Raw genomic sequence first — 23,918 nt, forward strand, 5'->3', positions numbered from 1 at the left:
AACGAATTAAAAATGGCAATGACCGTTTTTCTACTTTTCTAATCATCACTGATGTGAGAAATTTGTAAAACACGTTACAAAGTGTGAGTGTCTTACAAAGGTGATCACTAGACGTGACGTTTTATATAATAGAAAAATCTTGGGAGTAGTCGTTTTGAATAAAAAAGCAATCAACAGCCATGCACCGGGTTTGAGAAAAAGCACCATCGCCATCGCACTGACCCTGGCGTTCTCGCACAATGTAATGGCGCAGCAAGCTGCCGAGCCTGAAGAAAAATTACAGCGCGTCGAAGTCACCGGTAGTAGCATCAAACGCACCCAGGCAGAAGCCGCTGGCGTGGTGCAAGTGATGACCCGTGCAGATATCGAGCGCACCGGCCAGACCACGGCGCTGGGCATCCTGAATTCGTCGTCCGCCGTCAGCACTTCGATCAACTCGGATAGCAGCAGCTCTGGCAGCTTCGCTACCGGTTCGTCGGGCGTGGGCTTGCGTGGCCTGGGCAAGGTTGCCACCCTGGTGCTGGTTAACGGCCAACGCATTGCGCAATACGGCCTGGCCGATGGCGCACAGCAAAACTTCACCAATCTGGATGCGATCCCTGCTGCTGCTATCGAGCGCATCGAGATCCTGAAAGACGGCGCTTCGGCGATCTATGGTTCCGACGCCATCGCCGGCGTGATCAACATCATTTTGATGAAGAACTTTGAAGGCGCGAAAATCACCGCCAACTACAAAGAATCTGAAAAATTCAGCGACCAGCGTAACCGCAGTGCGTCCGGCATCTTCGGTGTCGGCGATATCGACCGCGACGGTTTCAACACCTACGTTTCGTACGAAGTTTATCAAAGCGATGGCTACTCGGTCGGCGACCTGCGCAGCAACTATCCTGCCTGGAATCGCTTAACCCCGAACCGTTCGACCTGGGACGCCAAGAGCTCGTTCTCGCCTACCGGTAACTATTACCTGAGCAGCACGAACATCGTCGCCGCGCCAGGCTGCCCTGCCGGCAATATCGATCCGGTTGACAAGCTGTGCAAGATGGATGCCCTGCCGTATAGCGGCTTGACCACCGATGCCAAGCGTTACGCCATCGCCAGCAATACCCATTTCAAAATCGGCAAGGATATCGATGCCAACTTTGAAATCACCACCGCCGGCGCCAAAAACCAATACATCGTTGCTCCTTTCAACGTCAGCAACGGTAGCGCGACCTCCTCGTCGAACACCTGGTACAACGCCGTCGATGGCAAGGTAGTCGGTCCGTTTTTCTATCCAAAACTGCCGGTCGGCCATCCGAATAATCCATACAATGTGCCGGTGGAATACCGCGCCCGCATGATGGACACCGGTGATGGCTTCAACTTCAACCGCACCGAATCGGATCAATCGCGCTTCATGCTGACCCTGGCTGGCGACGTCAAGGGCTTCGACTGGAAATCTTCGTTCGGCTACATGAACTCGAAAGCGACCAAGTCTACCCGTGCCCCAAGCGCTGTTGGCTACACCAATGCCATCGTGAATGGTACCTACAAATTTGGCCAGCAAAACGATCCGGCGCTGCTGGACTCGATGTTCCCGGTTCGTGTCACTGAAGGCGAGTCGAAGATCTCGTTTGCCAATGCGACCGTGTCCGGTGAAGTGATGCAATTGCCTGCCGGTCCGCTGAGTGTTGCATTCGGTACCGACATCCGTCGTGAAAAATACAAGATGGCCAGCTCGGACAACGTGCTGCGCGGCGATCTGGTCGGCATTGCTGGCTTGCAAGTCGACGACAAGATGGATCACTACGCACTGTTTACCGAAGCCACCATCCCGGTCATCAAGCGTGTTGAGTTGAGCGCTGCCGTGCGTGCCGATAAATCGACCAACAGCGATGTACATTTCTCGCCGAAGGTTGGCCTGCGCATCAATGCGACCGATACCCTGTTGCTGCGCGCTACCGCATCGGGCGGCTTCCGTGCACCAAACATCGTTGAAACCGGTAACGGTCTGGGCCGTAGCTCGTTCGCCACCAACGTCACCGATCCAAAACGTTGCTCGATCGCCAGCTCCTTGAACAAGCTGATCCAGAGCAATCCGGCTGCCACCAGCACCGACAAAGCCCAAGGCAATACCCTCCAGAGCGCTGATTGCCTGGCTGGCCTGGCCAGCTTCGTGTCGGCCAACAAGGACCTGAAGCCGGAAACTTCGCGTACGTTCACTGCCGGTTTCGTGTTTGAACCGGTCAAGAACTGGACCGTGGCGCTGGACTACTTCCACATTGAGCGCAAGGATGAAATCGGTATCCGCGCGGTTGCGGATGTATTGAAGGGTGAAGACGCGCTGCCAGCTGGCCAGCTGATTCGTGTTGATAACTCGGCTTCTGATGCGCAATTCCTGGCATTGGTCAACAAGTATGCTCCAGGCAATACCACTAACTTCGGTACCGTTGGCAAGCTGGGCCTGCTGTACAACCCATACGTCAACAGCGGCCGTACCCGTGCTTCGGGCTTCGACTTTGATGGTTCGGGCCGTTTCAACACCCCGGTCGGTCAAGTTCGCCTGAATCTGGAAGGTACTTACCTGTGGAAATATCAGGAGTACAGCGTTGCCACCAACTCCTACGACAGCAATATCTCCGGTACCTATGACCTGGGTTCGCGTATGAACATCAAGGCGCGTGCCAGCCTGAAGGCCGGCGCTTTTGATAACGGAGTGACGGTGAACTACCAGAGCGGCTATAGCAACAACAGCCCAACGTCGCCAACTTACTGCGTGACCAACAAGGTTGCGCCTGAGAACATGGCAGCTTGCTCGCGTGTTGGCAGCAACACGACGGTTGACTATAACCTGGCGTACACCGCGATCAAGAACACCCGTCTGAGCCTGTACATCGACAACGTGTTCGCGAAAGCAGCGCCAGAAAGCTGGCGTGATGGCTACCAGGTGAACCCGCAGTTCCGTCGTATCGGCGTATCGGCTGCTTACACCTTCTTCTGATCGTCTTCAGTTGATCAGTGCACGCCAGGCGCTTGCCGGGCGTGTCAAAAAACCAGGCCTTGTGCCTGGTTTTTTTCGTTATGGCGAAGGTGTAAGAGATTTATTTCAGGTTGGCCGCCACGACCTCAAAGCGTTTGCCCAGCGCTGCTTGCGAGCCCCCTTGCAATTGCTGTGCATATTGCCGCAGCACGCCGGCGGAATAAGTGCGCGAAGGTGGCGACAGGTTCGGCAGGAGGGGCAGCACGCGCTGCAGATAATCGCTGCCCTCTTGCCATTTCCCTTGCGCTGCCAGCGCCGACGCCAGCTCCACTGTACGCCGGCCGACGCGTGCATCGCTGCGCGGCTGCGCCGCTTCTTCTGTGGCCAGTGCCTGCCGGTAGAGCTGTTCGGCTTCCGCATTCTTGCCTTCCAGGCGTTTGATGCGGCCCAGGTTGTACTGGCGCTGCGACAGCAGCTCAGGCGATGCATTCGCCTGCTCGGCTGTGCGCAAGGCCTGTGTGCAGGCCAGATCGGCCTCGGCCAGTTGCCCCTTCAGTTCGGCGTTATTGCAGGCATCGTGATGTTCGTTGGAGGCGGTGAGAAGCGATGCGGGCGTGCTACACGCACTGAGCAGGGCGGCGGCGCATAGCAGACTGATAGTATGTATCTTCATGATCTCCTCGTATTTGCAATTGGGGGGCAAACGTGACTCGTTGAAGCAATGCTATTGCGAATATCGTATCAGCATTTGTATGCCTGCGGCATGTTTCGCGGCGCGTGCGGCGCGCCTCTGATTGATGGTGTCCATCCGCTGCATGGGTTTCCGCCATTTGTGCCGCTGATCTGCGTGGCGGTCCGCAGCGATGGGGGAGCGCGACCGCATCATGGAGTTGAAATCGGTGCCGGCGATTACGTCATCAGGCTGTTTTCGGCGCGCCAACTGGCGGCCCGCATCTGCACGATCCTGCGTCGCGCCGACGCCACAATTACCCTGCGCATGACTGGCATGACGATAGCCGTTGCTGTGCGGCGCCCTGCATGGCTTGCCGAGTTGGGAAAACAATGTCCTGCCATGGACAGCATCCAGCGACAGGCGCCTGGCAGCGGGGACAGTAAAAATTCACTGAGCGCATAAACTTTTAATGGCGAGCTGTTGAGGGCTTGCCTGGGGTTGTGGCGAGGGTGGCGCCGCAGCCTTGTCTGTTCTCCATCCATATAAAAAGGAGATGAGTCATGATCAAGAAAACCGGTGCCTTCCTGTTTGCCCTCGGCCTGAGCGCTTCCTATGCGTTTGCGGCCGGCGATGTGTCGCAGTGCTATATGGAGTGCGGCCAGAAAGTGGCGCGCTGCCAGGCCAGCCTGGGTGGTAGTCCTATCTGCTCGGACATGTACGACCATTGCCTGGCCACCTGCCAAAAATAAGCCGCTCCTGGCATAAAAAGCGGGGCAGGTGCGTAGGCGCGTGCCCCGTTTGTTTTACTGCTGCAATGCATTTCCGGTAAGCCGCCAGCCCGCATAAAATCGGCTTCTGCGACCATTTCCTTGCTAATTGGCATGATTTTCAGCCGCCTTAGACAACTCCCGCAAGAGCGTCGAACAACACTTTGACATACCCCGTGTTAACTTGTTGCGTCAAGGGTTTTTGTGCTATATACTAGCCGGCTTCGGTATGGATTCGTCTTTTTTGAGTCCTACGTTACTTTGTAGTTAAACAAGCCCCGCCCAATCGCAGGTGGGAATGGAGAAAAAATGAGCCTAGGCCTTCTCGGTCGCAAGGTTGGTATGATGCGCATTTTCACGGATGAAGGGGATTCGATTCCTGTCACCGTGCTGGACGTATCGAACAACCGTGTTGCGCAAATCAAAACCCCTGAAACAGATGGCTACTCCGCTGTTCAGGTCGCATTCGGTCAACGTCGCGCTTCCCGCGTGACCAAAGCTGTTGCTGGTCATCACGCTAAAGCTGGTGTTGAAGCCGGTACTCTGTTGAAAGAGTTCCGCGTTGACGCTGCTAAAGCCGCTGAACTGAAAGCTGGCGATGTTGTTGCCGCTTCCCTGTTCGAAGTCGGTCAAAAGATCGACGTGCAAGGCGTTACCATCGGTAAAGGCTATGCAGGCGTTATCAAACGTTACCACTTCGCTTCTGGCCGTGCTACCCACGGTAACTCGCGTTCGCATAACGTTCCAGGTTCCATCGGTATGGCACAAGATCCAGGTCGCGTTTTCCCTGGTAAGCGCATGACCGGTCATCTGGGTGACGTTAACCGTACGATCCAGAACCTCGTGATCGCCCGTATCGATGCCGACCGTCAGCTGTTGCTGGTCAAAGGCGCGATTCCAGGTGCGAAAAATGGCCAGGTAGTTGTCTCGCCAGCCATCAAAACCAAAGCCAAGAAGGGAGCTTAAACGATGGAACTCAAGCTTCTGAATGCGCAAGGTCAAGCCGCCTCGAACGTTGCTGCAGCCGATACGATTTTCGGCCGTGACTACAATGAAGCGCTGATCCACCAAGTCGTCATCGCTTATCAAGCGAATGCACGTAGTGGTAACCGCAAGCAAAAAGACCGTGAAGAAGTTCACCACACGACCAAAAAGCCATGGCGCCAAAAAGGTACCGGCCGCGCTCGTGCTGGTATGTCGTCGTCGCCACTGTGGCGCGGCGGTGGTCGGATTTTCCCGAACTCGCCTGACGAAAACTTCACCCACAAAGTGAACAAAAAAATGTATCGCGCAGGTATCTGCTCGATCCTGTCGCAGCTGGCTCGCGAAGAGCGCCTGATCGTGATCGACGATCTGACGATCGACGCGCCAAAAACCAAGCTGTTGTCGCAAAAATTGAACGGCCTGGGCTTTGATTCGGTTCTGATCATCACCGACGTTCTGAACGAAAACCTGGAACTGGCATCGCGCAACCTGCCTAACGTACTCGTCGTTGAGCCACGTCACGCAGACCCGATGTCCCTGGTGTTCTACAAGAAGATCTTGGTCACCAAAGCTGCATTGGCTAAGATTGAGGAGATGCTGGCATGAGCGCGATTTTGAAACATAGCGAAGAACGCTTGATGAAGGTGCTGTTGGCGCCGGTCATTTCCGAAAAGGCCACCATGGTCGCGGAAAAGAACGAGCAAATTGTATTCCGCGTATTGCCGGATGCAACCAAGCCTGAGATCAAGGCAGCAGTCGAACTGCTGTTCAAAGTTGAAGTTCTGTCCGTGCAAACTGCAAACCGTGAAGGTAAGCAGAAACGCACCGGCAAGTTCAACGGTCGTCGTAACCATACCAAGCGTGCTTTCGTGTGCCTGAAACCTGGCCAGGAAATCAACTTCTCCGAGGAGGCTGCATAATGGCACTCGTTAAGATGAAACCAACCTCGCCAGGCCGTCGTGGCATGGTAAAGGTGGTGAATGCTGACCTGTACAAAGGTCGTCCATTCGCTGCCCTGGTTGAAAAGAAATCCAAGACCGCTGGTCGTAACAACAACGGTCACATCACCACCCGTCATATCGGTGGTGGTCACAAGCAACACTATCGCCTGATCGACTTCAAGCGCACCAAAGATGGTATTCCAGCGAAAGTGGAACGTATCGAATACGATCCAAACCGCACCGCGAATATCGCTCTGCTGTGCTACGCCGACGGCGAACGCCACTACATCATCGCAACCAAAGGCATGTCCGTTGGCGATAGCGTGATGAACGGTTCGGAAGCGCCGATCAAATCGGGTAACTGCTTGCCAATCCGTAACATCCCAGTCGGCACCGTGATGCATTGCGTCGAAATGCTGCCAGGTAAAGGCGCGCAAATCGCCCGTACCGCCGGCGCTGGCGTTGTGCTGATGGCGCGTGAAGGTGTTTACGCTCAAGTGCGTCTGCGCTCGGGCGAAGTTCGCCGCGTGCATATCGAGTGCCGTGCAACCGTGGGTGAAGTCGGCAATGCCGAACACAGCCTGCGTAAAATCGGTAAAGCTGGCGCGATGCGCTGGCGCGGTGTTCGTCCTACCGTTCGCGGTGTGGTCATGAATCCGGTCGATCACCCGCACGGTGGTGGTGAAGGTAAAACAGCAGCTGGTCGTCATCCAGTTTCGCCATGGGGCCAACAGACCAAGGGTAAGAAGACACGCCGTAACAAGCGTACTACTTCCATGATCGTCTCGCGCCGCGGCAAGAAATAAGGGGTAGCACATGACACGTTCATTGAAAAAAGGGCCGTTCTGTGACGCCCACCTGGTGAAAAAAGTTGAAGCCGCGCAAGCTGCCAAAGACAAAAAGCCAATCAAAACCTGGTCGCGTCGTTCGACAATCATGCCTGACTTTATCGGCCTGACGATCGCGGTACATAATGGCAAGCTGCACGTGCCAGTTTATGTTTCCGAAAACATGGTTGGTCACAAGCTCGGCGAATTCGCACTGACCCGTACGTTCAAGGGCCATGCAGCTGACAAAAAGGCTAAGAAATAATGGAAACTAAAGCTATCCTCAAAGGTGTGCGCCTGTCGGACCAAAAGGGCCGCCTGGTTGCGGACCTGATCCGTGGCAAGAAAGTTGACGCTGCACTCAACATCTTGCAATTCAGCCCGAAAAAAGGTGCTGCGATCATCAAGCGTGTTCTGGAATCGGCAATCGCCAATGCGGAACACAATGATGGCGCCGACATCGACGAACTGTTCGTGAAAACGATCTACGTCGAAAAAGGTCCGGTCCTGAAGCGCTTCACCGCGCGTGCAAAAGGCCGTGGCGACCGTATTTCGAAACAATCCTGTCACGTTTACGTGACTGTCGGTAACTAAGGAGCCACGATGGGTCAGAAAATTCATCCAACCGGTTTCCGTCTGGCGGTCACCCGTAACTGGGCTTCGCGCTGGTATGCAGGCAACGGTAATTTCGCTGCCATGCTGAACGAAGACTTGAAAGCACGTGCTTACCTGAAAAAGAAACTGAAGAACGCTTCGGTTGGTCGCATCGTTATCGAGCGCCCGGCAAAGAACGCGCGCTTCACGATCTACAGCTCGCGTCCAGGCGTGGTCATTGGTAAAAAAGGCGAAGACATCGAAGTACTGAAGTCCGCTTTGACCAAGATCATGGGCGTGCCAGTACACGTGAATATCGAAGAAATCCGCAAGCCGGAAATCGATTCGCAACTGATCGCTGATTCGATTTCGCAGCAGCTGGAAAAACGTATCATGTTCCGCCGCGCCATGAAGCGCGCAATGCAAAACGCAATGCGCCTGGGTGCTCTCGGTATCAAGATCATGTCCTCCGGCCGTCTGAACGGTATCGAAATCGCTCGTAAAGAGTGGTACCGCGAAGGCCGCGTGCCTCTGCATACCCTGCGCGCCGATATCGACTACGGTACCAGCGAAGCATCGACCACCTACGGCATCATCGGCGTCAAGGTATGGGTTTACAAAGGCGACCGCGCTCCTAACGGCGACGCTCCAGTAATCGATACTCCAGCTGACGAGAAGAAAAGCCGCGGTCCACGCCGTGACGATGGCAAGCCAGCCGGCCGCCCACGTCCAGCGGGTGCGAAACCATCCACAGCACCAGGTGCTGCTCGTGTGCGCGCCGCTAAACCGGCCGCCGCTGCACCAGCTGAGAAAGCAGGAGAATAATCATGCTGCAACCAGCACGCAGAAAGTATCGTAAAGAGCAGAAAGGCCGTAATACCGGTATTTCGCACAGCCGCGGCACCGCCGTGTCGTTTGGCGAATTCGGTCTGAAGGCAGTTGCGCGCGGTCGTATCACTGCGCGTCAAATTGAAGCGGCGCGTCGTGCAATGACGCGTCACATCAAGCGCGGTGGCCGTATCTGGATCCGTATTTTCCCGGACAAACCGATTTCGAACAAACCGGCTGAAGTCCGTATGGGTAACGGTAAAGGTAATCCTGAGTACTACGTGGCTGAAATTCAGCCAGGTAAAGTACTGTACGAAATGGATGGCGTTGATGAAGCGCTGGCACGGGAAGCTTTCCGTCTTGCCGCCGCTAAACTGCCACTGGCTACGACTTTTGTCGTACGTCAAGTCGGCCAATAATTGGAGTTGTATATGAAAGCATCTGAACTCCGCGGCAAGGACCAGCCGGCTCTGCAAAAAGAGCTGAATGATCTGTTGAAGGCACAGTTCGGCCTGCGTATGCAAATCGCTACGCAACAGCTGAGCAACACTTCGCAGCTCAAGAAGGTACGCCGCGATATCGCGCGTGTGAAGACGGTAATGAATCTGAAGGAAGCCAAATGAACGAACCAGTGAAACAGTCGCTCAAGCGCACGCTGATCGGTAAAGTGGTATCCGACAAGATGGACAAGACCGTTACCGTTCTGATCGAGCGCCACGTGAAACATCCTTTGTATGGCAAGATCATCATGCGTTCGAACAAGTATCACGCGCATGACGAAACCAACCAGGTCAAAGCCGGTGATACGGTAGAGATCCAGGAAGGTCGTCCGATCTCCAAAACGAAGGCATGGACGGTGACTCGTGTGGTTCAAGCCGCACCCATCGTTTAAATAAAAACCACCGCTTCGGCGGTGGGTTTTAATTAGTACTTGCAGGCCCGCAAATTGTATGTAATACTTGCGGGCTTCGTTCATGTAACGCCGCAAAGTGTCTGGCCACAGACAGTAGCATTCGCGGTCAGTTGATGTATGAAGGTCATGCACCCAAACAGTGAAGCCCAGCAGGGCGGCTCTGGCGGGACCAAGACTGACCGCGGGTCTACATTGTGTGGATTCTTCGGCTTAAGTTGGGAAAGAGAATACTATGATTCAAACTGAAAGCCGGCTCGAAGTGGCTGACAATACCGGTGCCAAAGAAGTAATGTGCATCAAGGTATTGGGCGGCTCCAAGCGCCGTTATGCTGGCATTGGCGATGTGATCAAGGTAACCGTTAAGGTTGCTGCGCCACGTGGCCGTGTCAAAAAAGGTGAAATTTATAACGCCGTGGTTGTGCGCACCGCTAAAGGTGTTCGCCGCCAAGACGGTTCCCTGGTGAAGTTCGACGGCAATGCCGCCGTTCTGTTGAACGCCAAGCTGGAACCGATCGGTACCCGTATTTTTGGACCTGTCACGCGCGAACTGCGCACTGAGAAGTTCATGAAAATCGTGTCCCTGGCACCGGAAGTCCTGTAAGGAGTCGTAATGGATAAGATTCGTAAAAACGACGAAGTCATCGTTCTGACCGGGAAAGACAAGGGCAAACGTGGTGTGGTGCAGCAGCGTATTGATGCTGAACATATCGTGGTTGACGGCATTAACATCGCTAAAAAAGCGACTAAGCCAAACCCGATGACTGGCGTAACTGGTGGTATCGTCGATAAGACCATGCCAATTCACGTGTCCAACGTTGCATTGTTTAATGCAGCGACTGGCAAGGCAGATCGCGTGGGTTTCAAAGAAGTGGACGGTAAAAAAGTCCGCGTCTTTAAATCCTCCGGCGAAGTAGTGAAGGCTTAAGAAATCATGGCACGTCTCCAAGAATTCTATAAAGAAAAAGTCGTCGCCGACCTGACAGCCAAATTTGGCTACAAGTCGTCGATGGAAGTTCCACGCCTGACCAAAATCACCCTGAACATGGGTGTTGGTGAGGCAATCGCGGATAAAAAAGTACTCGAGCACGCAGTTGCTGACTTGACCAAGATCGCCGGCCAAAAGCCAGTGACCACCAAGTCGCGCAAAGCGATCGCGGGCTTCAAAATCCGTGAAGGCTACCCAATCGGTACCATGGTTACCCTGCGCGGCGCTCGTATGTACGAGTTCCTGGATCGCTTCATTACCGTGGCTCTGCCGCGCGTGCGCGATTTCCGTGGTGTCAATGGCCGTGCATTCGATGGTCGTGGTAACTACAACATCGGTGTCAAGGAACAGATCATTTTCCCTGAAATCGAATACGACAAGATTGACGCGTTGCGCGGTATGAATATCAGCATCACGACAACTGCTAAGACCGATGACGAAGCCAAAGCTTTGCTCGCCGCCTTTAAATTCCCTTTCAGGAACTGATCATGGCCAAACTGTCACTGATTAATCGTGAGATCAAGCGTGCCGACCTGGTGGCGAAATTCGCCCCTAAGCGCGCCGCTCTCAAGGCCATAGTGGATGACCAATCGAAATCGGAAGAAGAGCGCTACGAAGCGCGCCTGAAATTGCAGGCGCTGCCACGTAACTCGAACCCGACGCGTCAACGTAACCGTTGCGCCATCACCGGTCGTCCGCGCGGCACATTCCGTAAATTCGGTCTGGGTCGTATCAAGCTCCGTGAATTCGCCATGCGTGGTGAAATTCCGGGTATGACTAAAGCAAGCTGGTAATAGGAGAATATGCAATGAGTATGAGCGATCCTATCGCCGATATGCTGACCCGCATTCGCAACGCACAAGGCGTGCAAAAAACGACCGTGGCCATGCCATCGTCGAAAGTCAAAATTGCGATTGCCAACGTCCTGAAGGACGAGGGTTACATTGAAGATTTCGCTGTTGCCGAAGCTGGTGGCAAGGCGGAACTGAAGATCGGTTTGAAGTATTATGTTGGCCGTCCCGTTATTGAGCGCTTGGAGCGCGTGTCCCGTCCGGGTCTGCGCGTCTACAAGGGTAAAGACGAGATCCCTACTGTGATGAATGGCTTGGGTGTGGCGATCGTGTCGACTCCGCAAGGCGTCATGACTGACCGCAAAGCACGCGCTACCGGTGTCGGCGGCGAAGTTATTTGCTACGTGGCTTAAGGAGTTACACATGTCTCGAGTAGCTAAAATGCCTATCGTAGTGCCAGCTGGCGCCGAAGTCGCCATCTCCGCACAAGCGATCACCGTAAAAGGCCCGTTGGGCGTGCTTTCCCAGGTCCTCACCGGCCAGGTTAAAGTAGAAAACAATGCAGGAACCCTGAGTTTCGACGTGGCTGATGATAGCCGTGAAGCCAATGCCATGTCCGGCACGCTGCGCGCGCTGGTCAACAACATGGTTGTTGGCGTCACCAAGGGTTTCGAGAAAAAGCTGAACCTGGTAGGTGTGGGTTACAAGGCGCAAGCTCAAGGCGACAAGCTGAATCTGTCCCTGGGTTTCTCGCACCCTGTAGTGCACGACATGCCAGCCGGCGTTACCTGCGCAACACCAACCCCGACGGAGATCCTGATCAAAGGTATCGATCGTCAACAGGTTGGCCAGGTAGCTGCCGAAGTTCGTGCTTACCGCGCTCCTGAGCCTTATAAAGGCAAGGGCGTTCGCTATGCGGACGAAGTGGTTAAGCTTAAAGAAACCAAGAAGAAGTAATTAGGGGCTGACGATGGATAAGAAAGAATCACGGCTTCGCCGCGGACGCCAAACCCGCATCAAGATTGCGGAATTGAAAGTAAATCGCTTGTCGGTGCATCGCACCAACCTGCACATTTACGCCAACCTGATCAGCCCGGACGCTAAAGTCCTGGTTTCGGCATCGACTGCTGAAGCTGAAGTACGCGCTGAACTGGCAGGCCAATCCGGCAAAGGCGGCAATGCCGCTGCTGCAGCCTTGATCGGCAAGCGCGTTGCTGAAAAAGCATTGAAAGCAGGAATTACCGAAGTTGCGTTTGACCGCTCCGGTTTCCGTTACCACGGCCGTGTGAAAGCGTTGGCAGAAGCCGCACGCGAAGCCGGTCTGAAGTTCTAAGGATCAATCATGGCAAAAATGCAAGCAAAAATGCAAAGCGACAAGCCGGATGATGGCATGCGCGAAAAAATGATCGCGATCAACCGCGTGACCAAAGTGGTCAAGGGTGGTCGTATCATGGGTTTCGCCGCGCTGACCGTAGTTGGTGATGGCGATGGCCGCGTCGGCATGGGCAAGGGCAAGTCGAAAGAAGTGCCAGTTGGCGTGCAGAAAGCAATGGAAGAAGCACGTCGCAACCTGATCAAAGTGCCGCTCAAAAACGGTACTCTGCATCACACGGTAGTCGGTCGTCATGGCGCGTCGAAGGTTCTGATGAACCCAGCCAAGCCTGGTACCGGCGTTATCGCTGGTGGCGCAATGCGCGCTATCTTCGAAGTGATGGGCGTAACGGACGTGGTGGCGAAATCCACCGGTTCGAACAACCCATACAACCTGGTGCGCGCTACGCTGGACGGCCTGTCGAAAATGAGTACTGCTTCCGATATCGCTGCTAAACGCGGCAAATCGGTTGAAGACATTCTGGCTTAAGGTGGACAAAATGACAAACACAGTCAAAGTGCAATTGGTCAAGGGCTTGATCGGTACGCGCGAATCGCATCGCGCTACCGTGCGCGGTCTGGGTCTGCGTCGTGTAAATTCGGTTTCCGAATTGCAAGACACCCCATCCGTACGCGGCATGATCAATAAAGTATCGTATCTCGTTAAAGTTGTCGGGTAAGCCTTCGGGCTTACACGAACGGAGCAAATCATGGAATTGAATACTATTGCACCAGCCGAAGGCGCTAAGCACTACAAGCGTCGCGTCGGTCGCGGTATCGGCTCCGGCCTGGGTAAAACCTCGGGTCGCGGTCACAAAGGTCAGAAATCGCGTTCGGGCGGCTTTCATAAAGTCGGTTTCGAAGGCGGTCAAATGCCTCTGCAACGCCGTCTGCCTAAGCGTGGTTTCAAATCGCTCAACGCCACCTTCAAAGCTGAAGTGCGTTTGTCCGATCTGAACAACCTGGCTGTTGGCGAAGTCGACATTCTGGTCTTGAAGCAAGCTGGCGTTCTGGGCGTGTTGGCCCGTGACGTGCGCGTGATCTTGTCCGGCGAAATCACCAAAGCGGTGAATTTGAAGGGCTTGAAAGTGTCCGCTGGCGCGAAAGCAGCCATCGAAGCAGCCGGCGGCTCAGTAGCCTGAGTTGACCGCTAACAGCTTGATCGGAGCGAAAATTGGCGACTAATCCACAACTTGCTAAAAGTGCAGCGGCCGGTTTCCCTTGGGGGCGGCTCTGGTTTTTGCTTGGCGCATTGGTGGTTTATCGTATCGGAGCTCATGTCCCGGTTCCCGGGATTGATCCGACACAATTAGCCGCGCTGTTCAAGGAGCACGAAGGCGGCGTCCTGGGCATGTTCAACATGTTCTCGGGCGGTGCCTTGTCTCGTTTTACAGTGTTTGCGTTAGGTATCATGCCTTATATCTCGGCCTCGATCATCATGCAGTTGCTGTCGATCGTGTCACCGCAGATGGAAGCGTTGAAAAAAGAAGGCGAAGCAGGCCGTCGCAAGATCACCCAGTACACCCGGTATTTCACGGTTGCCCTGGCACTGTTTCAAGCGTTGGGTATTGCAGTCGCACTGGAGTCGCAAGCTGGTCTGGTATTGGAGCCTGGTCTTGCATTCCGCTTCGTAACGGTCGTCACTTTGTTGACCGGAACAATGTTTTTGATGTGGTTGGGTGAGCAAATTACCGAGCGTGGCTTGGGTAATGGCATCTCGATCATCATCTTTGCCGGGATTGCCGCGGGTCTGCCGACCGCACTGGGTGGTTTGTTCAGCCTGGTGTCGAATGGTTCGATCGGTAGCTTGGGCGCGATCTTCATCGTGATCCTGGTAGCACTGGTAACGTTCTTCGTGGTATTTGTCGAACGCGGTCAGCGCAAAATATTGGTCAATTACGCGAAGCGCCAGGTAGGCAACAAGATTTATGGCGGTCAAACCAGCCATTTGCCGTTGAAGCTGAACATGGCCGGCGTGATCCCGCCGATCTTTGCTTCTTCGATCATCTTGTTCCCAGCCACTATCGTGGACTGGTTTTCAAAGGGCGCCGACAACGCTAACCCTGCGGTGCGGTTCTTGAAAGATTTGGCAGCATCGATGGGGCCTGGTGAGCCTATCCATGCGCTGTTGTACGCAGTGGCGATCGTGTTTTTCTGTTTCTTCTATACCGCGCTGGTTTTCAACAGCAAAGAAACAGCGGATAACTTGAAGAAGAGCGGTGCGTTCATTCCCGGGATCCGTCCAGGCGAACAAACAGCCCGTTACATCGACAAGATCCTGACACGCTTGACACTTGCCGGCGCAGTCTACATCACCCTGGTATGTTTATTGCCGGAATTTATGCAAGCCCAGTGGAAAGTACCATTCTATTTCGGCGGTACTTCTTTATTGATTATTGTAGTTGTCACCATGGATTTCATGGCGCAAGTACAGAACTACGTGATGTCGCAGCAATATGATTCGCTGCTGCGCAAAGCAAATTTCAAGGGCGGAATTCCGACGCGTTAAGCGCGGTAAACAGACCGAATGGCAAAAGACGACGTCATACAGATGCAAGGCGAGATTCTTGAGAATCTCCCAAATGCAACATTTCGAGTGAAGCTGGAGAACGGACACGTGGTGCTCGGGCATATTTCAGGTAAAATGCGGATGAATTATATTCGCATTCTCCCTGGAGACAAGGTGACGGTAGAGTTAACACCGTACGACCTGAGCCGAGCCCGCATTGTGTTCCGTACCAAGTAACACACTGAATCAAACCAAAGAAGCGAAAGAAAGAGCCCTAAAATGAAAGTTCTCGCATCAGTCAAGCGGATCTGCCGCAACTGCAAAGTCATCAAGCGCAAAGGCGTAGTTCGCGTTATCTGCGTAGAGCCACGTCACAAGCAGCGTCAAGGTTAATCGAGGAATAACAAATGGCACGTATTGCAGGGGTTAATATCCCAAATCATCAGCATACCGTTATCGGCTTGACAGCCATCTACGGTGTGGGCCGTCCACGTGCAGAGAAAATCTGTGCATCGACCGGTGTAGCAACCAACAAAAAGATCAAAGATCTGGACGACAGCGAACTGGAAAAGCTGCGCGATGAAGTAGGTAAATTCATCGTCGAAGGCGATCTGCGTCGTGAACTCTCGATGAACATCAAGCGTTTGATGGATCTGGGTTGCTACCGTGGCATGCGTCATCGCAAGGGTCTGCCTTGCCGTGGCCAGCGTACGCGTACGAACGCACGTACCCGCAAGGGACCGCGTAAAGCCGCTCAATCGCTGAAAAAATAATCCGCTAGGGAATAATTATGGCCAAGTCGCAAAATAACGCCGCATCAGCACGCGTGCGTAAAAAAGTCAAAAAGAACGTCGCTGAAGGCATCGCACATGTCCACGCATCGTTCAACAACACCATCATTACCATCACCGATCGTCAAGGCAATGCCTTGTCGTGGGCCACTTCGGGCGGTGCAGGCTTCAAGGGTTCGCGTAAATCGACCCCATTTGCAGCGCAGGTCGCCGCAGAAGCCGCTGGTAAAGTTGCTGTTGAGTGTGGCGTAAAGAACCTGGAAGTACGTATCAAGGGCCCAGGTCCTGGTCGTGAATCCGCTGTTCGCGCGCTGAACAACCTGGGCATCAAGATCACCGAGATCCAGGACGTGACGCCGGTACCGCACAACGGTTGCCGTCCACCGAAACGTCGTCGTATCTAAGACAGTGTTGCAGAGGGCGCCTCGGCGCCAGCTGCTTTGCTGTTTGCAGTAAACAGTACAGTTGTGTGAAAACGCTGGAGCAGGGAGCCGGAAACGGTTATACTGCCCGGCTGTTCTTGCCTGTCAAATTCTGTTTGACGGGTTTTTCGTTTTCAGCCACCGTCTGATTGAAACCAAATCAGACTAGCGCCTAACCGCATCAGTGTGTTTGATCATGCATGTGGCTGGGGCGTTATCATTTAAAACAAAGGAAGTATCGTGGCACGTTATATCGGACCTAAAGCAAAACTTTCCCGCCGTGAAGGTACAGACCTGTTCCTGAAGAGCGCACGTCGCTCGCTGGACAGCAAGTGCAAACTGGACGTCAAACCAGGCCAGCACGGTGTTAAATCCGGCGCCCGCACCTCGGACTACGGTAACCAACTGCGCGAAAAGCAAAAAGTAAAACGCATGTACGGCGTGCTGGAACGTCAATTCCGCCGCTACTTCGCTGAAGCAGACCGTCGTAAAGGCAACACCGGCGAAACGCTGTTGAAGTTGCTGGAAGCGCGTCTGGACAACGTTTGCTACCGCATGGGCTTTGGCTCGACCCGCGCTGAAGCGCGTCAATTGGTCAGCCACAAAGCGTTCACCGTGAACGGTATCGTTGTGAACATCGCTTCGTACTCGGTCAAAGTAGGCGACGTTGTTGCTGTTCGTGAAAAATCGAAAAAGCAAGTACGTATCGTTGAAGCGCTGTCGCTGGCTGAACAAGTTGGTATGCCTAGCTGGGTTTCGGTTGATGCCAAGAAAATGGAAGGTACTTTCAAGTCCCTGCCAGAGCGTAACGAAATCGCTAACGACGTCAACGAATCGCTGATCGTCGAGCTGTACTCGCGTTAATAGTAGTCACTAGTATCCACCGCCCACTTTCAAGTGGGCGGTTTTATTAATGCCATCAGCCTTATCGGTGTAATGAGCCGAGGGTATTGAAAAGGACATTTCATGCAAAACAGTTTGTTGAAGCCACGTATTATCGATGTAGAGGCGCTGGGCGCCGGCCACGCTAAAGTAGTGATGGAGCCGTTCGAACGCGGCTATGGCCATACATTGGGTAACGCGTTGCGCCGCGTCTTGCTGTCGTCGATGGTGGGCTACGCGCCGACCGAAGTGACGATCGCTGGCGTCGTACACGAATATTCTTCCCTCGATGGCGTGCAGGAAGACGTCGTCGATCTGTTGCTGAACTTGAAGGGTGTGGTTTTCAAAGTCCACAACCGCGATTCGGTCACCTTGACACTGAAAAAAGAAGGCGAAGGCGCGATCCTGGCCTCCGACATCGACCTGCCGCATGACGTCGAACTGATCAACCCTGACCACGTGATCGCCCACCTGACCGCTGGTGGCAAGCTGGACATGCAGATCAAGGTTGAAAAAGGCCGCGGCTACGTTCCTGGTAACGTGCGTCGCCTGTCGGAAGACACCAACAAGACCATCGGCCGCATCATTCTGGACGCGTCGTTCTCGCCAGTGCGCCGTGTGTCCTACTTCGTTGAATCGGCTCGCGTCGAACAGCGTACCGACCTGGACAAGCTGATCATCAACATCGAAACCAACGGTGTGATCTCGCCGGAAGAAGCGATCCGCCAGTCGGCCCGCGTCCTGGTTGACCAGTTGAATGTGTTCGCTGCCCTGGAAGGTACGGAAGCTGCCGCCGAAGCGCCATCGCGCGCTCCGCTGGTCGATCCTATCCTGTTGCGTCCAGTCGACGACCTGGAGTTGACCGTGCGTTCGGCAAACTGCCTGAAAGCGGAAAACATCTACTACATCGGCGACCTGATCCAACGTTCGGAAAACGAACTGCTGAAAACGCCAAACCTGGGCCGCAAGTCCCTGAACGAAATCAAGGAAGTGCTGGCATCGCGCGGCTTGACCTTGGGCATGAAGCTGGAAAACTGGCCGCCTGCTGGTCTGGAAAAGTAATCGTAGTCTGTAGTTGTAGCAAACTGCCTGGGACAGGTGTCCCAGGCTTTTATTTTTGAAATACCAAACCGGTCCGCGGCTGATGAAGACGAAAGTCTGATTCAACCGATCGAAGAACTGGGTTAAAACTCTCACCGAAAGGATTTATCATGCGTCATGGTCACGGCCTCCGTAAACTGAATCGTACCTCGTCCCACCGTCTGGCAATGCTGCGCAACATGACAGTATCGCTGCTGCGTCACGAAGCGATCAAAACCACCCTGCCAAAAGCAAAAGAACTGCGCCGCGTTGTTGAGCCAATTCTGACCCTGGGCAAAACCGACACCCTGGCAAACAAACGCCTGGCATTCAGCCGCCTGCGCGACCGCGAAATGGTTCTGAAACTGTTCGCTGAACTGGGCCCACGTTTTGCCAACCGTAACGGTGGTTATGTACGTATCCTGAAAATGGGTTTCCGCGTCGGCGACAACGCTCCTATGGCTTTTGTTGAGCTGATGGATCGTCCAGACACGACCGAAGCTGTTGAAGTCGCTGGCGAGTAATCGCTAAGCAACAACTGCAGTATTGAAAGCCAGGCCTAGCCTGGCTTTTTTGTTTTCTGCTGCACTCATCCTTGCTGCAGTGTACTATTCTCCTTTCGCGCCGACCCCTCGTACGGCCTCCGCCTTGTACTCTTGTTCCGCGCGTCTCCTGTCGAATGGTAGATAAAAGGTAGTCCATGTCCCGTTTCCCCCGCTCCGCCGCCGCCCGCGCTGCCTCACCTTTGCAACTGATCATGGCGTGGCTGAGCGCCAGCCTGGTATTGGCCATGCTGATCTTTGGCGCCGGCGCCGCGCATGCCGCCGATGACGAGTTTCTCGATCCCGAACTGGCCTTCAAGTTCTCTGCGCGCATGCAGGACTCATCTACCGTCGCCGTGACGTATCAGATCGCCGATGGCTACTATATGTACCGCGAGCATTTCAAATTCCAGGCCGTCGGCGGCAAGCTCGGTGCGCCGGTGTATCCGGCCGGTAAGGTCAAATTCGACGAAACGTTCCAGAAGACGGTGGAAACCTATCGCCACAGTGTGACCATCACCATCCCCGTCGAGGCGGCAGGCAGCTTCACCCTGAAAGCAACGGGCCAAGGCTGTTCCGATAAAGGCTTGTGCTATGCGCCGCAGGATGCGCAAGCCCAGCTGGTGGGCGGTGGCGGTGGCCAGAGCGTGGCGCCGGGCGCCGTGGCCTCGAAATTTGCGCTGCCGGCCGCACCGGCGGTCGATACGGCTGCCGTGAACGGCCCGCAGGCGCAAGCCTCGCCTGGCGTGTCCGTGATGAGCGTCCCGCAAGCCGATATCACCAGCACGCCGGACGCCGTGCCAGCTGCGCCGGTGGCCAATGCTGCTGCAGCGCCGGCTGGCGAGATGGGCAAGATCGAATCGGCCCTGAAAGGCGGCAAGCTGCTGGTGATCGTGCCCCTGTTCATGTTGCTGGGCCTGGGCCTGGCATTTACGCCTTGCGTGCTGCCGATGGTGCCTATCTTGTCGTCGATCATCGTTGGCGATGGCGCCAAGGTCAGCCGTACACGTGGCTTGCTGCTGTCGCTGACCTATGCGCTGGGCATGGCGATCGTCTACACGGCGCTGGGCGTGGCGGCGGGCTTGGCCGGCGAAGGCCTGGCGGCCAAGCTGCAAAACCCGTGGGTGCTGGGCTGCTTTGCCTTGCTGATGGCAGGCCTGTCGCTGTCGATGTTCGGTTTCTATGAATTGCAAGTGCCAGCTTTCCTGCAAGGCAAGCTGACCTCGGTGTCGAATAATCAATCCTCGGGCCGCCTGGCGGGCGTGTTTGTGATGGGCGCCATTTCCGCGCTGATCGTGGGTCCTTGCGTGGCTGCACCGCTGGCCGGCGCCTTGCTGTACATCAGCCAGACGCGCGATGTCGTCATCGGTGGCAGCGCCTTGTTTGCGATGGCGGTCGGCATGAGCGTGCCATTGATACTGGTTGGCGTGTCGGCCGGTACCTTGCTGCCGCGTGCAGGCGCCTGGATGGATGCCGTCAAACGTTTCTTTGGCGTGCTGCTGCTGGGCGTGGCCTGGTGGCTGGTGTCGCCGGTACTGCCGGGTGCGCTGCAAATGCTGGGCTGGACGGTGCTCTTCATGGGTTATGGCATGTATGTGCTGACGGGCAATAACACCAGTAAAAATGCCTGGATCGGCAAGGCGATCGCCTTGGCCATCACCGTGCTGGGCGCCTTGCAACTGGTCGGTGTAGCCACTGGCGGGCGCGATCCGCTGGCGCCATTGGCCCATTTGGGTGGAGGCCAGGCGGCGCATGAGCAAGCTTTCGTGCGCGTCAAAACCGTGGCCCAGCTCGACGCCGCGCTGGCCCAGCTGAATGGCAAGACGGCCTTGCTGGATTTTTACGCGGACTGGTGCGTATCCTGCAAGGAAATGGAAAAGCTGACCTTTACGACGCCTGCCGTGCGCGACAAGATGGCGCAATCGGTCTTGCTGCAAGTCGATGTGACGGCCAATGATGCGGACGACAAAGCCATGCTGAAACGCTTCCAGCTGTTCGGTCCGCCGGGCATCATCATGTTCAATCCGCAAGGACAAGAAATTGCCCACTCGCGCGTGATCGGCTTCCAGAACGCAGAAACTTTCCTCGCTTCCCTGGCCAAGCTGAACTGAGTGTAAGCATCCACTCTCGCCATGAATAAGAAAAGGCCTGCATTGCAGGCCTTTCTTTTAATGCACGGCTGAACAATTAGCCGGCTTTGTGCTCCATGCCGCCATGATGCTGGCCGCGCCAGCCACCATGTTTGCCGCCTGGAACGCTGTCGTCAAACACCTTTTGCTGTTCCGGCGTCAGTACGGCATAAAAGGTTTTCAGCGTAGCCAGACGGCTTTCCTGATGGGCGATACGTTCTTTCGACATGGCGATCCATTGTTCCATGCGTTCCGGCGCCGACAGCTTGGCAAACGCTACACGCTTGGCTTTCCAGTCACCAGTTGGCGCTTTCGGCGCATTGGCGGCCGTGAAAGTGGCCCAGGCCGGTTCTTGCGCAGCGGTCAGTTTCAGTTTGTCATGCAGGCGCGCCTGGTATTTGGCCATGCGTTCGGCTGGATTGCCGCCACGGTGCCCGCCATGCTGGCCTGCAACATTGGCGCTGGCGGCAGGTGCGCTGGCGGCTGTTTCCTGGGCGTGGACGGTCAGCGATGCGGCACCCATGCCGAGCACGCTCATGGCGATGATCAATTTTTTGCTTAGGCTATTAAATGAGGTGTTCATCTTGATTCCTTTATAATTGAGAAGATGTACATGTCAGTGCACATGAATCCATGTTGAATGGTGCATGTTTCAATGAAGTGTCCAGTCCCCGACAGTTTGTATCTATATGTTTCGTCGGGTCTTCTATATACAAGACGATACAAATGCACTGCGCAGAGGGGGCTGAAGTGGGGATAATTCGTTACATGGAACCCACTTCTACAATTCTTATCGTCGACGACGACCGCGACATTCGGACCTTGCTGGCCGATTACCTGGAAACGAACGCCTATCGCACCCTCGGCGCAGCCGATGGCACCGCCATGTGGAAAGTGCTCGATGAAACGCGTCCCGACCTGATCGTGCTCGATTTGAACCTGCCCGGCGACGATGGCCTGACCCTGTGCCGCAAGCTGCGCGCGCAATCGGCCGTGCCTGTGATTATGTTGACGGCGCGCAACGAGCCGCTGGACCGTATCCTGGGCCTGGAAATGGGTGCCGACGATTATTTGCCGAAGCCGTTCGAGCCGCGTGAGTTGCTGGCGCGCATACGCAGCGTATTGCGCCGCAGCCACGCCATGCCATCGAATGCGCCATCGGACAAGGCGCAGCAAATCCGCTTCTCGGGCTGGACGCTGGACTTGACGGCGCGCCATCTGCTCAATCCCAGCGGCCTGGTGATCATGTTGTCGGGCGCTGAATTTCGTCTGCTGCGGGTGTTCCTTGAGCATCCCAACCGCGTATTGAACCGCGACCAGCTGCTGAACCTGACGCAAGGGCGCGATGCCGACCCGTTTGACCGCTCCATCGATATCCAGATCAGCCGCCTGCGTCAAAAACTGGGCGAAGATGCGCGCTTGCCGCAAATTATCAAAACCGTCCGCAATGGTGGTTATGTCCTGGCGGGCCAGGTGAATGTGGAGCCCCACGCATGAGGGCCTTTTTTGGCTCGATGACAGGACGGGTATTCATGGTGCTGCTGTTCGGTGTGGTCGCTTCGGCCGCGCTGACGCAGTGGCTGGCCGTGGGCGAACGCCAGCGTGCACTGGAACAATACCGCGACTTCCATGCCGTCGAACGGGCTGAACAGCTGGTGATGGCGGCCGACGTGGTGCCGCTGGCCTCGCGCGCCGCCTATCTGAAGGTCGCCAACAAGGGCAGCGTACGCCTGGAACTGCGTCCCGAGGCGGAACAGCAGGCGGGCCAGGCCACGGAATTTTCCACCGCCCTGCAAGCCAAGCTGGGCGAAGCATTCAAGGTCACCCCGCTGGCCGACCGTCCGGGCGCCTGCGCCAAGCCGCGCAAGCCGAGCGGGTTGTTTGCCCCCAAGCAATGGGGCGGTACTTGCGAAAACCTCGATGTGCGCATGCAGGATGGCCACGTGCTGCGCCTGCTGGTCTTGCCGCCACGCCAGCAGCCGCCGTTTGGCGAGCACAGCGACTGGGTCACCTTGCTGCCATTCCTGATCAGCATCGCCATCCTGGCCTACCTGGTCACGCGCATGACCATGCGTCCGCTCAAGCAACTGGCGCAGGCGGCGAAAGACCTGGGCAACGATATCAACCATCCGCCGCTGGCCCTGTCGGGCGCCAGCGAAATCCGCCAGGCCAGCGCTGCCTTCAACGCCATGCAGGCGCGCATACGCCAGCACATTTTCCAGCGCACGCAAATGCTGGCCGCCATCACGCACGACTTGCAGACGCCGCTCACGCGCTTGCGCTTGCGCCTGGAAAAAGTGGCGGATTCGGAACTGTATGACCGTCTGGTGGGCGACTTGTCGGCCATGCAAAGCATGGTCAAGGAAGGCCTGGACCTGGCCCGCTCGATGGATAGCACGGAAGCGATGCAGGCGCTCGATCTCGATTCCCTGCTCGATAGCGTGTGTTCGGACGCCACCGATGCAGGCCAGAAAGTAACCCTGGCCGGTCAAGCCAGCATGGCCCTGATGGGCCGGCCGATTGCCATGCGCCGTTGCCTGGTGAATTTGATCGACAATGCCGTCAAGTATGGCCAGTATGCGCAGGTCACGGTCGAGCGCATCACGGGCGCGGCCCGCATCCGTATCCGCGACGGTGGCCCCGGTATTGCACCAGACCAGCTGGCCAAGGTATTTGAACCGTTCTACCGCATCGAAACCTCGCGCTCGCGTGAATCGGGCGGCACCGGACTGGGCTTGACGATAGCCCGCAACATCGCCGAGCAGCATGGCGCGACCGTTTTGTTGGCCAACCATGTCGATGGCGGATTGGAAGTAACGCTGATTGTGCCGCAATATTACGCAGGAAAGTGATGCTTTTCATGCGACAATATTGCGCTTAATGCCACGTGGCAATTAAATTCAATCTGCGGCCCCGCGTCGCGACAGCGT

Annotated in this window: 36 protein-coding genes; 34 read left to right on the top strand and 2 right to left on the bottom strand. The window is 55.5% G+C overall.

The features are described 5' to 3' along the window. Nucleotides 1–154: 154 nt before the first annotated feature. On the top strand, nucleotides 155–2,980 hold the full coding sequence (locus tag HDE72_RS01545; protein WP_260176350.1) for a TonB-dependent receptor plug domain-containing protein: 2,826 nt from the start codon (nucleotides 155–157) through the stop codon (nucleotides 2,978–2,980). A gap of 100 nt (nucleotides 2,981–3,080) precedes the next feature. Here the strand turns inward: HDE72_RS01545 and HDE72_RS01550 are convergent, their stop codons facing one another. Further along, nucleotides 3,081–3,632, bottom strand: a complete 552-nt coding sequence (locus HDE72_RS01550; RefSeq protein WP_183736984.1) for an RND family efflux transporter — start codon at nucleotides 3,630–3,632, stop codon at nucleotides 3,081–3,083. Between the two features lie 48 nt (nucleotides 3,633–3,680). On the opposite strand from HDE72_RS01550, the gene HDE72_RS01555 reads away from it, so the two are divergent. The 31 genes from HDE72_RS01555 to dsbD all read left to right on the top strand — a co-directional run bounded on the left by HDE72_RS01555 (nucleotide 3,681) and on the right by dsbD (nucleotide 20,970). Beyond that, nucleotides 3,681–4,094: a hypothetical protein gene (locus tag HDE72_RS01555; RefSeq protein ID WP_183736985.1), complete on the top strand. Its 414-nt coding sequence runs from the start codon at nucleotides 3,681–3,683 to the stop codon at nucleotides 4,092–4,094. Between the two features lie 98 nt (nucleotides 4,095–4,192). Then, nucleotides 4,193–4,381 carry a hypothetical protein gene (locus HDE72_RS01560; RefSeq protein WP_183736986.1) on the top strand — a complete coding sequence of 63 codons (189 nt, stop codon included), beginning with the start codon at nucleotides 4,193–4,195 and terminating at the stop codon, nucleotides 4,379–4,381. Between the two features lie 327 nt (nucleotides 4,382–4,708). Then, nucleotides 4,709–5,365, top strand: coding sequence for a 50S ribosomal protein L3 (gene rplC, locus HDE72_RS01565; RefSeq protein ID WP_010394393.1), 657 nt, complete (start codon nucleotides 4,709–4,711; stop codon nucleotides 5,363–5,365). Nucleotides 5,366–5,368: 3 nt separating this feature from the next. Further along, on the top strand, nucleotides 5,369–5,989 hold the full coding sequence (gene rplD, locus HDE72_RS01570; protein WP_034753197.1) for a 50S ribosomal protein L4: 621 nt from the start codon (nucleotides 5,369–5,371) through the stop codon (nucleotides 5,987–5,989). Continuing rightward, nucleotides 5,986–6,303 (top strand): 50S ribosomal protein L23, encoded by a 318-nt coding sequence (gene rplW, locus HDE72_RS01575; RefSeq protein ID WP_010394398.1) that lies wholly within the window; start codon nucleotides 5,986–5,988, stop codon nucleotides 6,301–6,303. The genes rplD and rplW overlap by 4 nt, the downstream gene beginning before the upstream one ends. Then, complete coding sequence (gene rplB, locus HDE72_RS01580; protein WP_183736987.1) at nucleotides 6,303–7,130, top strand: 50S ribosomal protein L2; 828 nt, start codon at nucleotides 6,303–6,305, stop codon at nucleotides 7,128–7,130. The genes rplW and rplB overlap by 1 nt, the downstream gene beginning before the upstream one ends. Before the next feature lie 10 nt (nucleotides 7,131–7,140). Then, on the top strand, nucleotides 7,141–7,416 hold the full coding sequence (gene rpsS / locus HDE72_RS01585; protein WP_008444295.1) for a 30S ribosomal protein S19: 276 nt from the start codon (nucleotides 7,141–7,143) through the stop codon (nucleotides 7,414–7,416). After that, nucleotides 7,413–7,745 (top strand): 50S ribosomal protein L22, encoded by a 333-nt coding sequence (gene rplV, locus HDE72_RS01590; RefSeq protein WP_170840583.1) that lies wholly within the window; start codon nucleotides 7,413–7,415, stop codon nucleotides 7,743–7,745. The genes rpsS and rplV overlap by 4 nt, the downstream gene beginning before the upstream one ends. Nucleotides 7,746–7,754: 9 nt before the next feature. Further along, nucleotides 7,755–8,570, top strand: coding sequence for a 30S ribosomal protein S3 (rpsC, locus tag HDE72_RS01595; RefSeq protein WP_183680789.1), 816 nt, complete (start codon nucleotides 7,755–7,757; stop codon nucleotides 8,568–8,570). Between the two features lie 2 nt (nucleotides 8,571–8,572). Next, the gene (gene rplP, locus HDE72_RS01600; RefSeq protein WP_038497037.1) at nucleotides 8,573–8,992 is read left to right on the top strand and encodes a 50S ribosomal protein L16; all 420 of its coding nucleotides are present in this window, start codon (nucleotides 8,573–8,575) and stop codon (nucleotides 8,990–8,992) included. A gap of 12 nt (nucleotides 8,993–9,004) precedes the next feature. Next, a complete protein-coding gene (gene rpmC, locus HDE72_RS01605; RefSeq protein WP_010394412.1) occupies nucleotides 9,005–9,196 on the top strand; it encodes a 50S ribosomal protein L29 in 192 nt (63 codons plus the stop codon). Then, entirely contained in the window at nucleotides 9,193–9,465 is a 273-nt protein-coding gene (gene rpsQ, locus HDE72_RS01610; RefSeq protein WP_065310148.1) for a 30S ribosomal protein S17, read from the top strand. Before rpmC ends, rpsQ begins: the two co-directional genes overlap by 4 nt. Nucleotides 9,466–9,718: 253 nt before the next feature. Continuing rightward, the gene (gene rplN / locus HDE72_RS01615) at nucleotides 9,719–10,087 is read left to right on the top strand and encodes a 50S ribosomal protein L14 (RefSeq protein WP_008444317.1); all 369 of its coding nucleotides are present in this window, start codon (nucleotides 9,719–9,721) and stop codon (nucleotides 10,085–10,087) included. 9 nt (nucleotides 10,088–10,096) lie between these two features. Further along, nucleotides 10,097–10,411, top strand: coding sequence for a 50S ribosomal protein L24 (gene rplX / locus HDE72_RS01620; protein ID WP_010394419.1), 315 nt, complete (start codon nucleotides 10,097–10,099; stop codon nucleotides 10,409–10,411). Nucleotides 10,412–10,417: 6 nt separating this feature from the next. Further along, the gene (gene rplE, locus HDE72_RS01625; RefSeq protein ID WP_183680788.1) at nucleotides 10,418–10,957 is read left to right on the top strand and encodes a 50S ribosomal protein L5; all 540 of its coding nucleotides are present in this window, start codon (nucleotides 10,418–10,420) and stop codon (nucleotides 10,955–10,957) included. A gap of 2 nt (nucleotides 10,958–10,959) precedes the next feature. After that, on the top strand, nucleotides 10,960–11,265 hold the full coding sequence (gene rpsN / locus HDE72_RS01630; RefSeq protein WP_183736988.1) for a 30S ribosomal protein S14: 306 nt from the start codon (nucleotides 10,960–10,962) through the stop codon (nucleotides 11,263–11,265). A 14-nt stretch (nucleotides 11,266–11,279) separates the two neighbouring features. Beyond that, nucleotides 11,280–11,675: a 30S ribosomal protein S8 gene (gene rpsH, locus HDE72_RS01635; protein ID WP_008444325.1), complete on the top strand. Its 396-nt coding sequence runs from the start codon at nucleotides 11,280–11,282 to the stop codon at nucleotides 11,673–11,675. A gap of 10 nt (nucleotides 11,676–11,685) precedes the next feature. Beyond that, a complete protein-coding gene (gene rplF, locus HDE72_RS01640) occupies nucleotides 11,686–12,219 on the top strand; it encodes a 50S ribosomal protein L6 (protein WP_183736989.1) in 534 nt (177 codons plus the stop codon). Between the two features lie 13 nt (nucleotides 12,220–12,232). Next, the gene (rplR, locus tag HDE72_RS01645; RefSeq protein WP_010394431.1) at nucleotides 12,233–12,595 is read left to right on the top strand and encodes a 50S ribosomal protein L18; all 363 of its coding nucleotides are present in this window, start codon (nucleotides 12,233–12,235) and stop codon (nucleotides 12,593–12,595) included. 9 nt (nucleotides 12,596–12,604) lie between these two features. Then, nucleotides 12,605–13,123 carry a 30S ribosomal protein S5 gene (gene rpsE, locus HDE72_RS01650; RefSeq protein ID WP_010394433.1) on the top strand — a complete coding sequence of 173 codons (519 nt, stop codon included), beginning with the start codon at nucleotides 12,605–12,607 and terminating at the stop codon, nucleotides 13,121–13,123. 10 nt (nucleotides 13,124–13,133) lie between these two features. Then, entirely contained in the window at nucleotides 13,134–13,313 is a 180-nt protein-coding gene (gene rpmD / locus HDE72_RS01655) for a 50S ribosomal protein L30 (RefSeq protein ID WP_010394435.1), read from the top strand. 30 nt (nucleotides 13,314–13,343) lie between these two features. Beyond that, nucleotides 13,344–13,775 (top strand): 50S ribosomal protein L15, encoded by a 432-nt coding sequence (gene rplO, locus HDE72_RS01660; protein WP_183680786.1) that lies wholly within the window; start codon nucleotides 13,344–13,346, stop codon nucleotides 13,773–13,775. 32 nt (nucleotides 13,776–13,807) lie between these two features. Then, nucleotides 13,808–15,142 (top strand): preprotein translocase subunit SecY, encoded by a 1,335-nt coding sequence (gene secY / locus HDE72_RS01665; protein WP_183680785.1) that lies wholly within the window; start codon nucleotides 13,808–13,810, stop codon nucleotides 15,140–15,142. An 18-nt stretch (nucleotides 15,143–15,160) separates the two neighbouring features. Further along, complete coding sequence (gene infA / locus HDE72_RS01670) at nucleotides 15,161–15,379, top strand: translation initiation factor IF-1 (RefSeq protein ID WP_005663428.1); 219 nt, start codon at nucleotides 15,161–15,163, stop codon at nucleotides 15,377–15,379. Nucleotides 15,380–15,421: 42 nt separating this feature from the next. Then, nucleotides 15,422–15,535 carry a 50S ribosomal protein L36 gene (rpmJ, locus tag HDE72_RS01675; protein ID WP_119811791.1) on the top strand — a complete coding sequence of 38 codons (114 nt, stop codon included), beginning with the start codon at nucleotides 15,422–15,424 and terminating at the stop codon, nucleotides 15,533–15,535. Nucleotides 15,536–15,549: 14 nt separating this feature from the next. Continuing rightward, nucleotides 15,550–15,915 carry a 30S ribosomal protein S13 gene (rpsM, locus tag HDE72_RS01680; protein WP_046681666.1) on the top strand — a complete coding sequence of 122 codons (366 nt, stop codon included), beginning with the start codon at nucleotides 15,550–15,552 and terminating at the stop codon, nucleotides 15,913–15,915. Between the two features lie 17 nt (nucleotides 15,916–15,932). Continuing rightward, entirely contained in the window at nucleotides 15,933–16,337 is a 405-nt protein-coding gene (gene rpsK, locus HDE72_RS01685; protein WP_010394475.1) for a 30S ribosomal protein S11, read from the top strand. A gap of 258 nt (nucleotides 16,338–16,595) precedes the next feature. Next, nucleotides 16,596–17,219: a 30S ribosomal protein S4 gene (gene rpsD, locus HDE72_RS01690; RefSeq protein ID WP_183736990.1), complete on the top strand. Its 624-nt coding sequence runs from the start codon at nucleotides 16,596–16,598 to the stop codon at nucleotides 17,217–17,219. A gap of 102 nt (nucleotides 17,220–17,321) precedes the next feature. Then, nucleotides 17,322–18,299, top strand: a complete 978-nt coding sequence (locus HDE72_RS01695) for a DNA-directed RNA polymerase subunit alpha (protein ID WP_008444343.1) — start codon at nucleotides 17,322–17,324, stop codon at nucleotides 18,297–18,299. A 149-nt stretch (nucleotides 18,300–18,448) separates the two neighbouring features. Then, a complete protein-coding gene (rplQ, locus tag HDE72_RS01700; RefSeq protein ID WP_183736991.1) occupies nucleotides 18,449–18,841 on the top strand; it encodes a 50S ribosomal protein L17 in 393 nt (130 codons plus the stop codon). Between the two features lie 176 nt (nucleotides 18,842–19,017). Beyond that, nucleotides 19,018–20,970, top strand: a complete 1,953-nt coding sequence (gene dsbD / locus HDE72_RS01705) for a protein-disulfide reductase DsbD (RefSeq protein ID WP_183736992.1) — start codon at nucleotides 19,018–19,020, stop codon at nucleotides 20,968–20,970. Nucleotides 20,971–21,046: 76 nt separating this feature from the next. Here dsbD and HDE72_RS01710 read toward each other — a convergent pair whose 3' ends face one another. Next, the gene (locus HDE72_RS01710) at nucleotides 21,047–21,571 is read right to left on the bottom strand and encodes a Spy/CpxP family protein refolding chaperone (protein ID WP_183736993.1); all 525 of its coding nucleotides are present in this window, start codon (nucleotides 21,569–21,571) and stop codon (nucleotides 21,047–21,049) included. 185 nt (nucleotides 21,572–21,756) lie between these two features. Between HDE72_RS01710 and HDE72_RS01715 the strand changes: the two genes are divergently transcribed. Both HDE72_RS01715 and HDE72_RS01720 read left to right on the top strand, forming a co-directional pair. After that, on the top strand, nucleotides 21,757–22,485 hold the full coding sequence (locus tag HDE72_RS01715; RefSeq protein WP_183736994.1) for a response regulator: 729 nt from the start codon (nucleotides 21,757–21,759) through the stop codon (nucleotides 22,483–22,485). Then, nucleotides 22,482–23,840, top strand: coding sequence for an ATP-binding protein (locus tag HDE72_RS01720; protein ID WP_183736995.1), 1,359 nt, complete (start codon nucleotides 22,482–22,484; stop codon nucleotides 23,838–23,840). Before HDE72_RS01715 ends, HDE72_RS01720 begins: the two co-directional genes overlap by 4 nt. Nucleotides 23,841–23,918: the final 78 nt, after the last annotated feature.

Source organism: Janthinobacterium saanense (assembly GCF_014200675.1).
Lineage (GTDB): Bacteria > Pseudomonadota > Gammaproteobacteria > Burkholderiales > Burkholderiaceae_D > Janthinobacterium.